The organism is Frigoribacterium sp. CFBP 13605, from assembly GCF_014839405.1.
Lineage (GTDB): Bacteria > Actinomycetota > Actinomycetes > Actinomycetales > Microbacteriaceae > Frigoribacterium.
The window spans coordinates 1-16,156 of record NZ_JACYNS010000054.1; the positions used below are offsets into that span (position 1 = coordinate 1).

General features: G+C 71.1%; 15 protein-coding genes and 1 tRNA gene. 12 read left to right on the plus strand and 4 right to left on the minus strand.

Annotated features, from left to right (window positions below; translation table 11 throughout):
- The 3 genes from IFT36_RS10745 to IFT36_RS10755 form a co-directional block, all read left to right on the plus strand.
- A partial coding sequence (locus tag IFT36_RS10745; RefSeq protein ID WP_374058393.1) for a hypothetical protein occupies positions 1-332 on the plus strand: 332 nt, incomplete at its 5' end.
- A complete protein-coding gene (locus tag IFT36_RS10750) occupies positions 319-1,068 on the plus strand; it encodes a response regulator transcription factor (protein WP_082460304.1) in 750 nt (249 codons plus the stop codon). The genes IFT36_RS10745 and IFT36_RS10750, both read left to right, overlap by 14 nt.
- Positions 1,068-1,673 (plus strand): thymidine kinase, encoded by a 606-nt coding sequence (locus tag IFT36_RS10755; RefSeq protein ID WP_056046465.1) that lies wholly within the window; start codon positions 1,068-1,070, stop codon positions 1,671-1,673. The genes IFT36_RS10750 and IFT36_RS10755 overlap by 1 nt, the downstream gene beginning before the upstream one ends.
- 151 nt (positions 1,674-1,824) lie before the next feature.
- On the opposite strand, the gene IFT36_RS10760 is transcribed toward IFT36_RS10755, so the two are convergent.
- The 3 genes from IFT36_RS10760 to IFT36_RS10770 form a co-directional block, all read right to left on the minus strand.
- Positions 1,825-1,901, minus strand: a tRNA-Pro gene (locus tag IFT36_RS10760).
- A 78-nt stretch (positions 1,902-1,979) separates the two neighbouring features.
- Positions 1,980-2,900: a metallophosphoesterase gene (locus tag IFT36_RS10765; RefSeq protein ID WP_200413105.1), complete on the minus strand. Its 921-nt coding sequence runs from the start codon at positions 2,898-2,900 to the stop codon at positions 1,980-1,982.
- A gap of 44 nt (positions 2,901-2,944) precedes the next feature.
- Positions 2,945-5,503, minus strand: coding sequence for a transglycosylase domain-containing protein (locus tag IFT36_RS10770; RefSeq protein WP_082460303.1), 2,559 nt, complete (start codon positions 5,501-5,503; stop codon positions 2,945-2,947).
- Between the two features lie 50 nt (positions 5,504-5,553).
- On the opposite strand from IFT36_RS10770, the gene IFT36_RS10775 reads away from it, so the two are divergent.
- A complete protein-coding gene (locus tag IFT36_RS10775; protein ID WP_167599048.1) occupies positions 5,554-5,712 on the plus strand; it encodes a DUF4177 domain-containing protein in 159 nt (52 codons plus the stop codon).
- Positions 5,712-6,182 (plus strand): RidA family protein, encoded by a 471-nt coding sequence (locus tag IFT36_RS10780; protein ID WP_056046459.1) that lies wholly within the window; start codon positions 5,712-5,714, stop codon positions 6,180-6,182. The genes IFT36_RS10775 and IFT36_RS10780 overlap by 1 nt, the downstream gene beginning before the upstream one ends.
- A gap of 69 nt (positions 6,183-6,251) precedes the next feature.
- On the opposite strand, the gene acs is transcribed toward IFT36_RS10780, so the two are convergent.
- Positions 6,252-8,204 (minus strand): acetate--CoA ligase, encoded by a 1,953-nt coding sequence (gene acs / locus IFT36_RS10785; protein WP_200413106.1) that lies wholly within the window; start codon positions 8,202-8,204, stop codon positions 6,252-6,254.
- 369 nt (positions 8,205-8,573) lie between these two features.
- On the opposite strand from acs, the gene IFT36_RS10790 reads away from it, so the two are divergent.
- The 7 genes from IFT36_RS10790 (at position 8,574) to IFT36_RS10820 (ending at position 16,119) form a co-directional block, all read left to right on the plus strand.
- The gene (locus tag IFT36_RS10790; protein WP_082460302.1) at positions 8,574-9,656 is read left to right on the plus strand and encodes a TadA family conjugal transfer-associated ATPase; all 1,083 of its coding nucleotides are present in this window, start codon (positions 8,574-8,576) and stop codon (positions 9,654-9,656) included.
- On the plus strand, positions 9,653-10,705 hold the full coding sequence (locus tag IFT36_RS10795; RefSeq protein ID WP_200413107.1) for a type II secretion system F family protein: 1,053 nt from the start codon (positions 9,653-9,655) through the stop codon (positions 10,703-10,705). Before IFT36_RS10790 ends, IFT36_RS10795 begins: the two co-directional genes overlap by 4 nt.
- 102 nt (positions 10,706-10,807) lie before the next feature.
- Positions 10,808-11,086, plus strand: coding sequence for a DUF4244 domain-containing protein (locus IFT36_RS10800; protein WP_200413108.1), 279 nt, complete (start codon positions 10,808-10,810; stop codon positions 11,084-11,086).
- A gap of 5 nt (positions 11,087-11,091) precedes the next feature.
- Positions 11,092-11,466, plus strand: a complete 375-nt coding sequence (locus IFT36_RS10805; RefSeq protein WP_200413109.1) for a TadE family type IV pilus minor pilin — start codon at positions 11,092-11,094, stop codon at positions 11,464-11,466.
- A complete protein-coding gene (locus IFT36_RS10810; RefSeq protein ID WP_082460301.1) occupies positions 11,463-11,843 on the plus strand; it encodes an Rv3654c family TadE-like protein in 381 nt (126 codons plus the stop codon). The genes IFT36_RS10805 and IFT36_RS10810 overlap by 4 nt, the downstream gene beginning before the upstream one ends.
- A gap of 159 nt (positions 11,844-12,002) precedes the next feature.
- Positions 12,003-14,930, plus strand: coding sequence for a type I DNA topoisomerase (gene topA, locus IFT36_RS10815; protein WP_056046450.1), 2,928 nt, complete (start codon positions 12,003-12,005; stop codon positions 14,928-14,930).
- A 40-nt stretch (positions 14,931-14,970) separates the two neighbouring features.
- Positions 14,971-16,119, plus strand: coding sequence for a DNA polymerase III subunit delta' (locus IFT36_RS10820; RefSeq protein WP_200413110.1), 1,149 nt, complete (start codon positions 14,971-14,973; stop codon positions 16,117-16,119).
- The last annotated feature ends 37 nt before the right edge of the window (positions 16,120-16,156 follow it).

Below are 16,156 nucleotides of genomic sequence, written 5' to 3' on the forward strand. Positions count from 1 at the left end.
TCGCCGCGCCCGGCCGCCGGGTGCCCGCCGAGGTCGTCGACCCCGACCGGCTCGCCGATCTCCTGGGCCCCGGGCACCGCACCGCCCTCTGGGCCCTCGTCGCGACGGTGGACGACGTCGAGGCCGCCGACGTCCGCTCGCTCCGGGTCCTGCTCGAGGCCGAGGAGGCGCGGGTGGGCGTCACGATCGAGCTCGCGTGCCGGGCCTCGGCCGTCGCCGCACGACGGTCGCTCGCCCCCTGTCTGACCGTGCTGCGCCTCGTCTCGGGCGACCTGCGGGTCGACCGGGCGCCGTCGCTTCTGACACTAAGGTTTTCTTATGACCAGCACTGAGCCGAGCGGCCGCTCGTCCCACCGTCCGGGCTTCGGGAGGCCCGTCGCATCACCTTCCTGGGCCACCGTCGGCCCGGGTTCCGAGGCACCGCCCGCTCGTCGCGTCCGGCTCGCGATCCTCGACGACCACGAGGTGCTCCTCGACAGCCTCAGCAGCTGGATCAACGTCAACGCCTACGACTTCGACCTCGTCCTGACGGCTCACACCTGGCTGCAGCTGGTGCACAGCGACAACTTCCCGACCGACCTCGTCTTCCTCGACTTCCAGTTGAAAGAGCCCGTCTCGATCGAGGCCCGCGTGCGCACCTGCCGGGCCGCCGGGGCCAAGGTCGTCGTGCTGTCCAGTCTCGACACCCGCGAGTCCCGCGAGCGTGCCCTCGAGGCGGGAGCGTCGGCGTTCCTGTCGAAGACCCTGCCCATGCGCGAGGTGATGGACGCGGCCCGCCAGGTCATGGGCGTGGCCCGAGACAACTCCCCGCAGCGCGACTGGCGTCCCCTGCCGGCCGGCGCCGCGAACCAGACCCGGCCCAAGCTCAGCGCCGGCGAGGCCGAGGCGTTCCGGTTGTACGTCTCGGGCTTCAGCACCAACGAGGTCGCCGCGCAGATGAACGTTCAGTACGAGACGGCGAAGACCTTCCTCCGGCGCGTCCGCGAGAAGTACGCCAAGGCCAACCGTCCGGCCAGCAAGAAGTCCGAGCTCATCCGTCGGGCCGCCGAAGACGGTTACCTGCAGTAGTGGCCAAGCTCTACTTCCGCTACGGCGCGATGAACAGCGGCAAGAGCACGGCTCTGCTGCAGGCGGCGTACAACTACGAAGAACGCGGTCAGCGGGTCCTGCTCGCCAAGCCGGGCGTCGACACCAAGGGTGACGACGCCATCGTCTCGCGGCTGGGCGTGACCCGGGCCGCGGACGTCACCTTCGCCCCCGACGACGAGGTCCGCCAGGTCTTCTCGGCCCGCCGCGACGCCGTCCGGGCCGAGACCGGGTCGAGCCTGGCCTGTCTGCTCGTCGACGAGGCGCAGTTCCTGGCGCCGCACCAGATCGACGACCTCTTGCGCATCGCGATCCTCGACGACGTCCCCGTACTGGCCTACGGCATCCGGACGGACTTCCGCACGGTGGCCTTCCCCGGTAGTCGGCGACTGCTCGAGGTGGCCCATTCGCTCGAAGAGCTCAAGACGATCTGCCGCTGCGGTCGCAAGGCGGTCTTCACGGCGCGCACGGTCGGTGACCGCTTCGTGTTCGACGGCGACCAGGTCGCCATCGACGGTCAGCAGGTGACATACGAGTCGCTCTGCGGTGCCTGCTATCTCGCCGAGTCCGGCGGCCGCCTCGCCTGACCGGTGTCGCCCGAGGGCGAACCGGCGAAGCGGCGAACACGAGAAGAAACCGGCCCTACCCGAAGGTGGCGCCGATTCGTGTCGCCCTCAGGGCGAACCAACGAGCACAGAGAAACAAATGGCTCCACCCGAAGGTGGAGCCATTTGTTTGTGGTCGGGGTAGCGGGATTCGAACCCACGACCTCCTCGTCCCGAACGAGGCGCGCTACCAAGCTGCGCCACACCCCGATGTCTTCGCGTTCTCACGTGAAGCAACCTGACAAGAATAGCCCATGTTCGGGCCTGCTCGTGTCACTCCGGTCGTGCTCAGGCCGTCAGGGTCACGATCACGGCTTCGGGGCGGCACGAGAACCGCACGGGGGCGTAGATCGAGGTGCCCAGACCGGCCGAGATCTCGAGGTGTGCGGTCTTGCGGGCGTGGCTCCAGGTCGTCAGACCGCTGACCTTGCTGCGCGGCAGGTCGCAGTTGGTGACGAGGGCACCGTAGCCGGGCACCTGGACCTGTCCGCCGTGGGTGTGCCCGCCGAAGATGACGTCGGCACCGTTGTTGACGAAGGAGTTGAGCACGCGTTGGTACGGCGCATGGGTGACGCCGATGCTGATGGGCTCGGGTCCACCGTGGTCGTCCTGCCAGCCCACGTTCTCGCGGAGGTCGTCGAGGGCACCGGGGATGCGGTCGAGGCGGTCCCAGCCGCGGTGGGCGTCGTTGACCCCGAAGAGTTCGAGGCGCGAGCCTCGGATCTCGAGCGCACGGGCCCTGTTGTTCAGGTCGAGCCAGCCGAGCTGGTCGGTGAAGAACGACTGCATCCGGTCGACGTCGAGGTCGACGGGCGTGCGGTGGGCCTTGCTCGGGCCGCCGAAGTAGGCCAGGGGGTTCTTGGGGGAGGGTCCGTAGTAGTCGTTGGAGCCGTTGACGAAGACCCCGGGGACGCCTCGGAAGGGCTCGAGGGCGTACTCGAGCGCGGTGTGGGCGTCCTCGTGGCCGATGTTGTCGCCCGTGTTGACGATGAGATCGGGTTCGAGCACGGCGAGGCCGCGGATCCATTCCTGCTTCTCGGCCTGCCAGGGTGCGAGGTGCAGGTCGGACAGGTGCAGGATCGTCAGCGTCCGGGAGCCGGGCTCGAGGACGGGCAACACCTCGTGCCGCACGGTGAACCGGTTGCGTTCGACGAACACGCCCCAGGCCAGCGCCCCGAGGCCGACGGCCGCGCCCGCTGCTGCGGTCACGGCCGTCGTCTGGAGGGCGCTCGGCCCGCCGGTGCTCCGTGGGCTCACGCGCAGTTGCCCGGGTCGTTGCCGTCCCTGTCGCCGTAGACGGTCAGCCCGATGGCCGAGTCCTTCGCGACGGACGTGTTGGCGGCAGGATTCGTCGAGGCGACCTGGCAGGCGTTCTTCCCGTCTCCGGGCGTGAAGCCCGCGATGGACACCTTGGACGCGTCGAACCCGGCTCCGCCGATCGACTTGACCGCGTCGCCCACCTTCTGCCGGGTCACGTCCGGGACCGCGGCTGCGCCGCTGCCGTCGCTGGTGAAGACCTTCACGGTCGTGCCCTTGGACACGACGCTGCCCACGGCGGGGTCCGAGCCGATGACCTGACCCGCGGGCAGGGCCGACGGCTGGGTGCCACCGTCCGCGTAGACCAGGGAGACGCCCCTCAGCAGCGCCTGGGCGGCCGAGGGCGTCGTGCCGGCCATGTCGGGCACGGCGACGCCCGAACCGCGGAGCACCGCGCCCGAGGCCTCGCCGAACGCGCCTCCCGGGTACACGGTGTTGTTGACGCTCTGGACGGCCTTGAAGTACTGCACGCGGGCCGTCGCGTAGCTGGTCGAGCCGGCCAGGTTGGGGGAGTTGTAGCTGCGGAGGCTCTTCTTGGGGCCGTCCGCGACGCCCTGCCACACGGCCGTGGCGATCTTCGACGTCGCGCCGATGATCCAGATCTGGTCCTTGAGGTCGGTGGTGCCGGTCTTGCCGATCTCGGGGTAGCCGTCCGCCGGGAGGCCGCCGACGCCGGTGCCGTTCCGCCAGAGGCCCTGCATGGCCACCGCGGCGGCCGCGGCGACCTGGGGGTCGACGACCTGGCTGCACGACTGCGGCTGGCCGCCGAGGTCGACACCCTTGTCGTCCTTGATGTTGTCCACGATGATCGGCGAGCAGTAGACGCCGCCCGCGGCGATCCCGGCGTATGCGGTCGCCATGGTCAGCGGCGCGATCTCGTCGGCGGTGCCGAGGATCGACGACGCGAAGTCGTGCATCTCGCCCCCGTCGGCACGGTGAACGCCGAGCTTCTTCGCGACGCCGTTGATGTCGGCGATGTCGAGCTTCTCGGCCATGGCCGCGTAGGCCGTGTTCATCGACTTGGCCGTCGCGTCCGCGACGCTCATCTGGCCGGGCTGCTCGCCCGCGTCGTTCTTGGGGGCGTATTTGTTGCCCCGGCTGCCGTCGATGGTCATGTTGAACGTCCGCGGCTTGGCGTTGACGCTCTCGTAGATGCCGTGCCCCTGCTCGAGCCAGTCGATGAGGGTGAAGGGCTTGTAGGTCGAACCGGGCTGGAAGCCGATCGATCCGCCGTAGTCCCGGTCGGTGCTGTAGTTCACCGAGGTGAGGGTGCGGTCGGGGCTCGACGTCTCGGAGAACGTGGTGTTCTGTGCCATCACGACGACGCGGCCGGTACCGGCCTCGACGCTGTCGACCACGCTGCCCAGCTGGAAGTTGGCCTCGCTGGCCGGAGCGTACTTGTCGACCTGCGCCTTGGCGTTCTCGTTGAGGTCGAGGTTCAGCGTCGTGTAGACGTCGTAACCACCGGTGTTCCAGTTGGCCTGGCGTTCCTCAGGAGACGAGCCCAGGACGGCGAGGTCCTTGATGCTCTTCTTCACGTAGTCGCAGAAGTAGGCGGCCGAGGGGACCGTGACCGCGCCGCAGCCCTGCGTGGGCGCCGTGAGGACGACGTAGCTCTCGACGGGCGTGGCCAGAGAGGCGTCGGCCGTCGCCTGGTCGATGTCCTTCTCGGCGAGCATCGACTTGATGATGACGTCGCGCCGGGCCTTGTTGGCCGGGTACTTCTCGGGCGTCGACATGTTGCGCGAGTCCGGGTACTGGACGATCGCGATGAGGCTCGCGGCCTCGGGGACCGTCAGGTCGGCCGCGCTCTTGTTGTAGTAGTGCTGGGCGGCGGCCTGCACGCCGTAGGTCTGGTCGCCGAAGTACGCGATGTTGAGGTACGCCAGGAGGATGTCGTCCTTGCTGTACTTCTTCTCGAGCCCGATCGCGAACTTCATCTCTTCCAGCTTGCGGTCGAGGGTCGTGGTGGTCGCCTCCTTGTAGGCGGCGTCGCGCTCGTCCGCCGTCGGCAGCTGCTGCGACTGCGCGATGCGGATGTTGCGGACGAGCTGCATCGTCAGGGTCGAGCCGCCACCGCTCGCGCCCAACTCGCCGGCGCCTGCGGAGCCCACGGCCGCGCGCACGAGCGAGGTGACGTCGACGCCGCCGTGCTCGTAGAAGCGACGGTCCTCGCCGGCGACGACGGCGGTCTTGAGGTTCGGGCTGACCTCGTCCCACGAGAGCTCGACGCGGTTCTCGCTGTAGAGGGTCGCGAAGGGGACCTGCTGCCCGCCCTGGGTCGCGTACAGCGTGTTGCGCTGCTGCAGCTTGCCGATCTCGATGTACTCGGGGATCGACTCGAAGACGCCGATCGAACTCGAGGCCGTCATGCCGGCGACCGCGATGGCCGGTGTCACGCCGATGGTCACCAGGAGGCCGGCCAGGACGCTGAAGCCGACGAATCCGAAGAGTGCCCCGATGGCTGACGTGGGCTTCGATTTTTGGGCAGACATAGGATCAGGGTAAGCGACATCGCCGATTTTCAAGCTGAACGGAAGCCGAAATGGTCCTTTGGGAGTACACGACGACGCCCCTGCTGGTGCACAACAGCACGGCGATCCTCAACAACTGGGGCTCCGACGGATGGGAACTCGTCCAGGTGACCCAGGGGCCCGAGGGTGGTCCCGTCGCGTGGCTGAAGCGCCCTCGGCAGGACGCCTGATGACGACGGTCGACGAGCGCCTGGCCGAGCTCGGTCTCGTCCTCCCTCCCGTCGCGGCACCCGCGGGCTCGTACGTCCCTGCCCTCCGCACGGGGTCGCTCGTCTACACGGCGGGGCAGCTGCCGTTCGTCGACGGTCGGCTGCCGACCACGGGCAAGGTGGGTGACGGTCACGGGCTGGTCGAGCCCGCCGACGCGCAGGCGCTGGCCGCGACCTGCGTGCTGAACGCCCTGGCCGCCGCGGCGACGGTGCTCGACTCGCTCGACGACGTCCTCCGCGTCGTCAAGCTGACCGGTTTCGTCGCCTCCGATCCCGGCTTCTCCGGCCAGCCCGGGGTGATCAACGGCGCGTCCGACCTCCTGGGCCAGATCTTCGGCGAGGCCGGGCGTCACGCCCGGAGCGCCGTCGGGGTCGCGGTGCTGCCGCTCGACTCGCCGGTCGAGGTCGAACTCGTCCTCGAGGTCCGCTGACGCGCCTCCTCGTCCGGTCGTGACGACGGCCCCTCCTCTCGACGAGGAGGGGCCGTCGTCGCGCCGGGGTCAGCGCATCTCGGCGGTGATCACCGACATGACCGACGTGTCCGCCAGCGTGGTCGTGTCGCCGACCTCGCGGCCCTCCGCCACGTCCCTCAGCAGGCGGCGCATGATCTTGCCCGAGCGCGTCTTCGGCAGCTCGTCGACGAGCACCACGGTGCGCGGTCGCGCGATCGCGCCGATCTGGTGGGCGACGTGCGCGCGCAGGGTGGCCACCGCCTCCTCGGGGGTCTGCGTCGTCCTCGCCTTGTTCCGCAGGATGACGAAGGCGACCACCGCCTGACCGGTGGTCTCGTCGGCGGCACCGACGACCGCCGACTCGGCGACGATCGGGTGCGACACGAGGGCCGACTCGATCTCGGCGGTCGACAGACGGTGACCCGAGACGTTCATCACGTCGTCGACCCGGCCGAGCAGCCAGATGTCGCCGTCCTCGTCGCGGCGGGCACCGTCGCCGGCGAAGTAGCGGTCGCCGAAGCGGCTCCAGTACGTCTCGACGTAGCGGTCGGGGTCACCCCAGATGCCTCGCAGCATCGACGGCCACGGCTCGGACACGACCAGGAGGCCGCTCTCGCCGTTCGCCACCGGGGTGCCGTGGTCGTCGACCACGTCGACCGAGATGCCCGGCAGGGGGGTCTGGGCCGATCCGGGCTTGGTGGTGGTGACACCCGGCAGCGCCGAGATCATCTGCGCACCCGTCTCGGTCTGCCACCACGTGTCGACGATGGGCGTCCGGCCGGCACCGATCACCTCGCGGAACCACAGCCAGGCCTCCGGGTTGATGGGCTCGCCGACCGACCCCAGGAGGCGCAGGGACGTCAGGTCGCGGGCCGCCGGGATCTCCCTCCCGGACTTCATGAAGCCCCGGATGGCCGTCGGCGCGGTGTAGAAGATCGTCACCCCGTACTTCTCGACGAGGTCCCACCAGCGGCCCGGTGCGGGGAAGTCGGGGGTGCCCTCGTAGAGCACCTGCGTCGCACCGTTGGCGAGCGGGCCGTAGACGACGTAGCTGTGCCCGGTGATCCAGCCGACGTCCGCCGTGCACCAGTAGACGTCGGTCTCGGGGTGCAGGTCGAAGACGACGGAGTGGCTGTAGGCGACCTGCGTGAGGTAGCCCCCGGAGGTGTGCAGGATGCCCTTGGGCTTCCCGGTCGTGCCGCTCGTGTACAGGATGAAGAGCGGGTGCTCGGCCTCGAACGGTTCGGCGACGTGTTCGGCGTCCACGGTCTCGATCGCGTCGTGCCACCAGACGTCGCGGCCGTCGGTCCAGTCGACGTCGTTGCCGCCTCGTCGGACGACGAGGACGTGCTCGACCGTCGAGTCGCCGTCCACCGCCAGGGCCTCGTCCACGGCGGCCTTGAGCGGGGAGACCGCTCCCTTGCGCCAGCCTCCGTCCGCCGTGACGACCAGGCGGGCACCGGCGTCGTCGATGCGCGCGCGCAGGCTCTCGGCGCTGAAGCCGCCGAAGACGACCGAGTGGACCGCCCCGATCCGGGCCACGGCGAGCATGGTCACCACGGCCTCCGGGATCTGCGGGAGGTAGACGACGACGCGGTCGCCCGCCTGTACGCCGAGTGACAGCAGCAGGTTCGCCGCGCGCTTGACCTCGTCGGTGAGCTCGGCGTAGGTCACCGAGCGGGCGTCGCCGGGCTCGCCCTCCCAGTGCAGCGCGACGCGATCCCCGTGCCCTGCCTCGACGTGACGATCGAGGCAGTTGTAGGCGACGTTCAGCGTTCCGTCGGCGAACCACCGGGCGAAGGGCGCGTCCGACCAGTCGAGCGTCTCGGTCGGGACCCGGTCCCACCCCAGCCGCTCGCGGGCCTGCTCGCCCCAGAAGGCGAGGCGGTCGGCGGCGGCTCGTCCGGCGAGGTCCGAGCCGGCGACGGCCGTCCGGGCGAAGTCGGCAGGCGGGGCGAAGGTGCGTCCTTCGGTGGGTCGGTCGTCGGTGCCGTCGAGCATCGGAAGTCCTCTCGCGTCGTTGCGTGAACCGCGGCTCGGAGCCGCGCCGACGACCTTACTCCGGAGGTCCCACCGGGCAAGGGCGGGCCGCGCGCGCGCGGCGGCCGGACGACGTGGTGTTCCGGAGCCGACCTGGGGTACACTTGGCGAGTCGGATTCAATTCCGACGTGCGTCGTGCTGATTCCCCCCAATCGCCCGGCGCACGTGGCGGCACCGGTTCCCCCCAACCGGTGCCGCCCCTCTCTTTTAACCCGGCGGTCGCCCGGGTGGATGGACGGCTCGTCCCCAAGGGCGTTCATCGACGATCCGTCCCCACGGTGCTCTACCGATCTGTCTGTGCCGCCCGGGCGCTCCCTACGGTCGGGACCATGTTCTCCGCGCCTCAGCTCGACACCGCCGGTCACCCGTCCCTCACCCTCCGTCACCCTCCGTCCCGCTTCACCCTGCCTCCCGTTCCGGCGCTCGGCATGGACCGGGGTACAGACGCTCGATTCGGGGTACAAGGACGCCTTGCGCGACCCGAGCGTTCCGCATTCGGGCCCCTGGGGCGCCTCCTCGACGATCCGGCCGTCACCGACGTCTTCGTGACCGGCGGCGTGGGCGTCTGGGTCGATCGCGGCGACGGGGCCGAGCCCGAGACGAGCGTCCATCTCTCCGAGGCCTCGGCTCGGCAGGTCGCGGTGCGCCTGGTCTCGCTCGGGGGACGCCACGTCGACGAGTCGAGTCCGTGCGTCGACGTGCGCCTGGGTGACGGTCTCCGGGTCCACGTCGTCCTGCCTCCGCTGGCGGTCGCGGGGACGGCGATCTCGATCCGGGTGCCCCGGGTCGAGTCGATGTCGCTCCTCGACCTCGATCGTCGGGGGTTCTTCCCCGCGGGGGCCCTCGAGGCGGTGACCGGCTGCGTGGAGCGCCGTGCCAACGTCCTGGTCAGCGGGTCGGGCGGGGCCGGGAAGACCACGTTCCTCGCCGCACTGTTGTCCGAGGCTCCCGTCTCCGACCGCATCGTGACCATCGAGGACGTCGCCGAGTTGCGGCCACGCCATCCACACGTCGTGGCGCTCGAGACGCGGCAGCCCAATCTCGAGGGAGCGGGTGGAGTCGACCTGTCCCGTCTCGTCCGCGAGGCGCTGCGGATGCGACCCGACCGTCTCGTCGTGGGTGAGGTCCGCGGGCCGGAGATCCGCGACCTCCTCTCGGCCCTGAACACCGGGCACGACGGAGGCGCGGGCACGGTCCACGCCAACGGTCTGGACGACGTCCCCGCACGACTCGAGGCGCTCGGAGCACTCGCCGGGCTCGGGGTGGACGCACTCGCCCGGCAGGCCGTCAGCGCGATCGACGCCGTGTTCCACCTCGAGCGACGCGGCGGTCGTCGGAGGCTCGCCGAGATCGGCCATCTCGCGGTGACGCCCGAGGGGCGCCTGGTCGCGCGGACGGGGTCACGGGGGTGACCGGTGGTCCGGGCCGTCGTCCCGGGGGCCGGGGCCCCGGGCGCCGGAGGACGCGGCGGTCACGACTCACGCCGGCCGCCGTCCTGGTCGAACGCCTCGCCGTCCTCATCGGTGCAGGGGTCGCGCCCGCGAGGGCCTGGGGCCACGTCGGCGCGGTCGAACCCCCGGGCGCAATCCGACGGCTCGCCGAGGCGGTCGCGCTCGACGGCGGCGACGGCGTCGCGGTGTCGACGAGCCTCGTGTCCTGGCTCGACACCCGCCCCTTCGAGGGCGCCCAGGACCCCGACGGGCACGACCGCACCTGGAGGCAGGTCGCCTGCGCCTGGCGCGTGGCCGAGACGAGCGGGGCCCCGATGGCCGATTGCCTCCACTCCCTCGTGTCGGCCCTCCGGGCGGCCGACGAGGCGCGCCGTGACGTCCAGGTCGCCCTGAGCGGGCCACGGGCGACCGCGAACGTGGTCCTCGCCCTCCCGCCGGTGGGCCTCCTCTTCTCCCTGGGGCTGGGCTTCGACACCGGTGCGGTGCTCGTCGGCACCCCGATCGGTTGGGCGTGCGTCGGCGTCGCCGGAGGACTCGTGATGGTCGCCCGTCGGTGGAACGCCCGACTCGTGCGCGGCGCCCTCCCGTCGTCGAGGGTGCCGGGCCTGCGCCCCGAACTCCTCGCCGTGGCGTTGTCCGGGGGAGCCTCGTGGTCGGCGGGCCTCGCCACCGTCGACGAGGCGATCGTCTCGTGCGGGATCGAGGCCGCTGTCACCGAGCCACCAGGAGGCGCGGGCCCGGTCGGCGAGTCCGCCGACCGGGTCGAGCGGCGTCGGTGCGAGGCGGTCCTCGACCTGTCCCGTCGTGCGGGGGCATCGGCGGGGCTGCTCCTGCGGTCCGAGGCCCGCGAGCTGCGGCTGGAGGCCCGGACGGCCGCCCAGGCCGCCGCGGGCCGCCTCGGCGTCACCCTGATGCTGCCGCTCGGCGTGTGCATCCTGCCGGCGTTCCTGGTCATCGGGGTCGTGCCGCTGGTCGTCTCGCTCGTGTCGTCCACAGCGGGTTCCTGGTGATCGGTCGTCCCCAGCACGGTGCGACGTCTGCGAGCCGTCCGCGGAATGCCGCCAGGCTCGGAACGTCACCGATGAGGTGCCGACACCCACGAGAGGAACATCATGACCGTTGCCGAGACCCCGTCGCCCGCCGTCCGCACGTCAGGCCCTCCGTCCCCAGCTCGCCGTGCCTCCCCGGCCGGCCGCCTCGCCCCGTTCGGCCGCCTCGCCTCGGTCGCGCGTCGCGTCGCCCGGGCCGACGACGGTGCCGCCACGGCCGAGTACGCCATCGTGATCATGGCCGCGGTGGGCTTCGCCGGCCTGCTCGTCACGATCATGAGGTCGGACGAGGTCCGGAGCATCCTCTCCGACCTGGTCCGGTCCGCCCTGTCGGTCGGGTGATCGCCGTGACGACCGGGGTCCGTGCGCGCCTCGTCCGTCTCCTCCGTCGAGTGGACGACGAGAGGGGAAGCGCGACGGTCGAGTTCGCGATGACGATGCCCGCCCTGATCCTGGTCGTCTCGTTCGTCGCGGCGAGCCTGGGCGTGACCTCGCAGTCGGTCCGCCTCGCCGACGCCGCCGCCGTGGTCGCCCGGCAGACCGCCCGGGGCGACCGTGGTTCGGTGGGCTCGACCCTCGCCCGGCTCGCGCCGGGCGCGGCGGTGTCCGAGTTCGTCACCGCCGACCTCGTCTGCGTCGACCTCCGCCGGCAGGTACGGCTCGGTCTCGTCGGCGAGGTCGCGTTGGCCTCCCGCAGCTGCGCACCGCGGGCCGGGGGATGACCCTCCGCCAGCTCCTCGGGAGCGACCGCGGCAGCTCGAGCGTGCTGGCGGCCGGCGGGCTCGTGACGATCACCGTCCTCGCCGTCGCTCTCGTCGGATCGCACTCGGCCCTCGCGGTCCGGTCGCGCACGGCCGGGGCGGCCGACGCGTCGGCGCTCGCCGCAGCCGACGCCCTGTCGGGGGCCGTCGTCGGTGCCGCCTGCGACCGCGCCGCCGCGACCGCCGAGGCGAACGGCGTCTCTCTCTCGGCCTGCGTCGTCGCGGGTGCGGAGGTCACGGTGGAGGTCTCGACGACCTTCGGTCCCCTCGACGTCGGGGCCCGGGCGACCGCCGGTCCGCCGCCCGCGACGGCCCCGTCCCGGGGCGGCGGCCCGTGAAGGGGGCCCGGGCGTCGGGTGTGTATGGTGTGGCTGTCGGCTGCACGGCTCCCGACGTTCCTCGGGGTCGGTGGGAGCGATCGAGCACCCCGTCCTCGCCCTGCAGCCCCTCGCCCGGTCCGTCGGACCGGGTCGCCGCACCACCACCCAAGGAGTCCCGTGCCAGGCACGAAGAAACTGGTCATCGTCGAGTCGCCCGCCAAGGCCAAGACGATCGGGCAGTACCTCGGCGACGGATACGAGGTGCTGGCCTCCGTCGGTCACATCCGCGACCTCGTCGAGCCCAAGAACCTCCCGGCTGAGCTGAAGAAGGGGTCGATGGGCAAGTTCTCCGTCGACGTCGAGAACGGCTTCGAGCCCTACTACGTCGTCTCGGACGCCAAGAAGAAGACGGTCTCCGACCTCAAGCGCGCGCTGAAGAACGCCGACGAGCTCTACCTCGCGACAGACGAGGACCGCGAGGGCGAGGCCATCGCGTGGCACCTCCTGCAAGAGCTCAAGCCCAAGGTGCCGGTCAAGCGCATGGTCTTCCACGAGATCACGAAGGACGCCATCCAGAAGGCGCAGGAGAACACCCGCGACCTCGACACCGCCCTGGTCGATGCGCAAGAGACCCGTCGCATCCTCGACCGCCTCTACGGCTACGAGGTCTCGCCCGTGCTGTGGCGCAAGGTCGGCCCCGGTCTCTCGGCCGGGCGCGTACAGTCGGCGGCGACCCGTCTCGTCGTCGACCGCGAGCGTGAACGCCTCGCCTTCGTCTCCGCCTCCTACTGGGACCTCACCGCGACCTTCGAGCCCGTCGCGGCCGAGGGGGAGTCGAAGGTCGCCTTCGGGTCACGCCTCGTCCGCGTCAACGGAGGACGCGTGGCCGCGGGGCGCGACTTCGACGACCGGGGCCGCTTGAAGAACGATGCCGTCGCGCTCGACGAGGCGGCCTCGCGGGCGCTCGCCGAGGCGCTGGGTTCGTCGGACGTCGAGATCGTCGTCGGCTCGGTGGACTCGAAGCCCTACACCCGCCGACCGGCGGCTCCCTTCACGACGTCGACCCTCCAACAGGAGGCAGCGCGCAAACTGCGCTTCTCGGCCCGACAGACCATGAGCGTCGCGCAGTCGCTCTACGAGAACGGCCACATCACCTACATGCGCACCGACTCGCCGGCGCTGTCGCAGCAGGCGATCGGTGCGGCGCGCAGCCAGGCGGCCAAGCTCTACGGGTCCGACACCGTCCCCGACAAGCCCCGGCTGTACACGGGCAAGAGCAAGAACGCCCAGGAGGCGCACGAGGCCATCCGTCCGTCGGGCGACACCTTCAAGACGCCGTCCGAGATGCAGAACGTCCTGCGGGGCAACGACTGGAAGCTCTACGACCTCATCTGGAAGCGCACGGTCGCCTCGCAGATGGCGGACGCCAAGGGCTCGACCGCCTCGGTCGTCGTCTCGGCGACGACCTCGGGGCTCGTCGAGGGCATCGCGCCCCGCGCCGCCGCCGGGACGCTCGCCGAGTTCGCCGCGTCCGGCACGGTGATCACCTTCCGCGGGTTCCTCAACGCCTACGAAGAGGGGCGTGACGAGGACCGCCACGGAGCAGCCGAGCCGGCCGAGGCCAAGCTGCCCCCGCTGACCGCCGGTCAGGCGCTCGGCCTCGACGAGGTCGAGGCGAAGGGCCACGACACGTCGGCACCGCCGCGCTACACCGAGGCGAGCCTCGTCAAGACCCTGGAAGAGCTCGGCATCGGACGCCCCTCGACCTACGCCGCCATCATGTCGACCATCGTCGACCGTGGCTACGTCACCCCTCGCGGAACGGCCCTCGTCCCGAACTGGATCGCCTTCTCGGTGGTCCGTCTGCTCGAGGACTACTTCGCCGACCTGGTCGAGTACGACTTCACGGCCAGCATGGAGGACGACCTCGACCTCATCGCCGGTGGTGACGCCGACCGCGTGGACTGGTTGAACGGCTTCTACTTCGGCAACGAGTCGCACCGTGGTCTCCGCAAGGTCATCGACAACCTGGGCGAGATCGACGCGCGCGACATCAACTCCATCGTGCTCGCCGACGGCGTGACCCTGCGCATCGGTCGCTACGGCCCCTACCTCGAGGCGCCGGGCGACGACCCCGAGACGCCCCGTCGGGTCAACGTGCCCGAGGACCTCGCTCCCGACGAGTTGACGGCCGAGAAGGCACGCGAGCTCATCGACGCCCCCGTCGTCGGCGACCGCGTACTGGGTCTGAACCCCGAGACGGGCAAGGAGGTCATCGCGAAGGACGGCCGCTTCGGCCCGTACGTGACCGAACGGACCCCCGAGTCGGCGACCGACGAGATCACGGCCGACCCGGCGACGGGAGAGGTGACCGAGCCGTCGTCCGCCGCCGCCGCCGCGACCACGACCGGGGCCAAGAAGGCTCCGGCGAAGAAGGCCCCCGCCAAGAAGACCGCCGCTCCGAAAGAACGCACGGCGTCGCTCTTCAAGAGCATGGGCGTCGACACGGTCGACCTCGACACGGCGCTGCGGCTGCTCGACCTGCCCCGGACCGTCGGCACCGACCCCGAGAGCGGCGTCGAGATCCAGGCGCAGAACGGGCGCTACGGCCCCTACCTCAAGAAGGGCACCGACACCCGGTCGTTGACGAGCGAGGACCAGATCTTCGAGATCGACCTGCCCGGGGCGCTCGAGCTCTACGCCCAGCCGAAGTACGGTGCCCGCAAGGCCAGCAGCGCCCTGAAGGAGTTCGAGGCCGATCCCGTGAGCGGCAAGCCCATCAAGGTGAAGGACGGCCGGTTCGGCCCGTACGTCACCGACGGCGAGACGAACGCGACCATCCCGCGGGGCGAGACGGTGGAAGAGGTCGACTTCGACCGCGCCGTCCAGCTGCTCGCCGACAAGCGGGCCAAGGGTCCGGCCAAACCCAAGGCGGCCGCCAAGAAGGCTCCGGCCAAGAAGGCACCCGCCAAGAAGGCCACCACGGCCAAGGCACCGGCCAAGAAGGCCACCACCGCGAAGACGGCCACCGCCAAGACGACCACCGCGGCGAAGAAGGCGCCGGCTGCGAAGACGCCGGCCCCGAAGGCCCCGGCGGCCGAGTGACCGGCGGGGTAGGCCCTCGAGTCGAGGGCGCACGCTGACCATGCCCCTCTGGGAACACCTCACGGGTCAGCCCGACGCCATCGAGGCGTTGACAGCGGCGGCTTCCACCCAGCCCGGCAACGCCTCGATGACCCATTCGTGGCTCATCACCGGCCCGCCCGGCTCGGGTCGCTCCAACCTCGCCTACGCCTTCGCGGCCGCGTTGCTCTCACGAGAGCCGGCCGACGAGGAGGCGACCCTCCGGCAGGTCGCCGCGAGGTCGCATCCCGACCTCGCGGTCCTCAGCACGGAACGCATCATCATCACGATCGACGAGGTCCGGTCCCTGGTCGCGGCGAGCCAGTTCTCGCCGTCGGTGGGTCGCTACCGGGTGGTCGTCATCGAGGACGCCGACCGCATGACCGAGCGGACCTCGAACCTCCTGCTCAAGGCGCTCGAGGAGCCGCCACCCCGGACGGTCTGGCTGCTGTGCGCCCCGAGCGAGGCCGACCTCATCCCGACGATCCGCTCCCGCGTCCGCAGCGTGCGCCTCCGCATGCCCGCCGTGGCCGACGTCGCCGCGCTCCTCGAGGACCGCGACGGGGTGGAGTCGGAGATCGCCCTCGTGGCGGCCCGGGAGGCCCAGAGCCACATCGGCATGGCGCGGCGCCTGGCGCTCGACTCCTCGGCGAGGTCGCGACGTCGTCAGACCCTCGAGACCGCCCTGGGCATCCGCAGCGTCTCGGACGCCGTCATCGCGGCGGCGACCCTGCTCGCGGTGGCGGGCGACGACGCCAAGGCGATCACGGAAGAGCGTGACGCCGAAGAACGGGCGAGCGCCCTGCGCTCCCTGGGCGTCGAGCCGGGTGGCACCGTGCCTCCGGCGTTGCGGAGCCAACTGCGCGCCCTCGAGGACGACCAGAAACGCCGAGCGACCCGGAGCCTCCGCGACGGGATCGATCGCATCATGGTCGACCTCCTCTCGCTGTACCGCGACGTCCTGCTGCTGCAGCTGGGCGTCGACGAGCAGCCCATCAACGAGGCCATCCGGGCACAGCTCGACGCCGCGGCGACCGCTTCCACCCCGGCCGCGACCCTGGCCGTCCTCGACGCGATCGCCCTGGCCCGCCGCCGCATCGAGGCCAACGTGTCGCCGGCCATGGCGCTCGAAGCCATGCTGGTGGTCGTCAGCCGTCACGCCACCCGCTGACCCGCGCCGGCGACACCGGCGCCGGCGGCACCGGCCC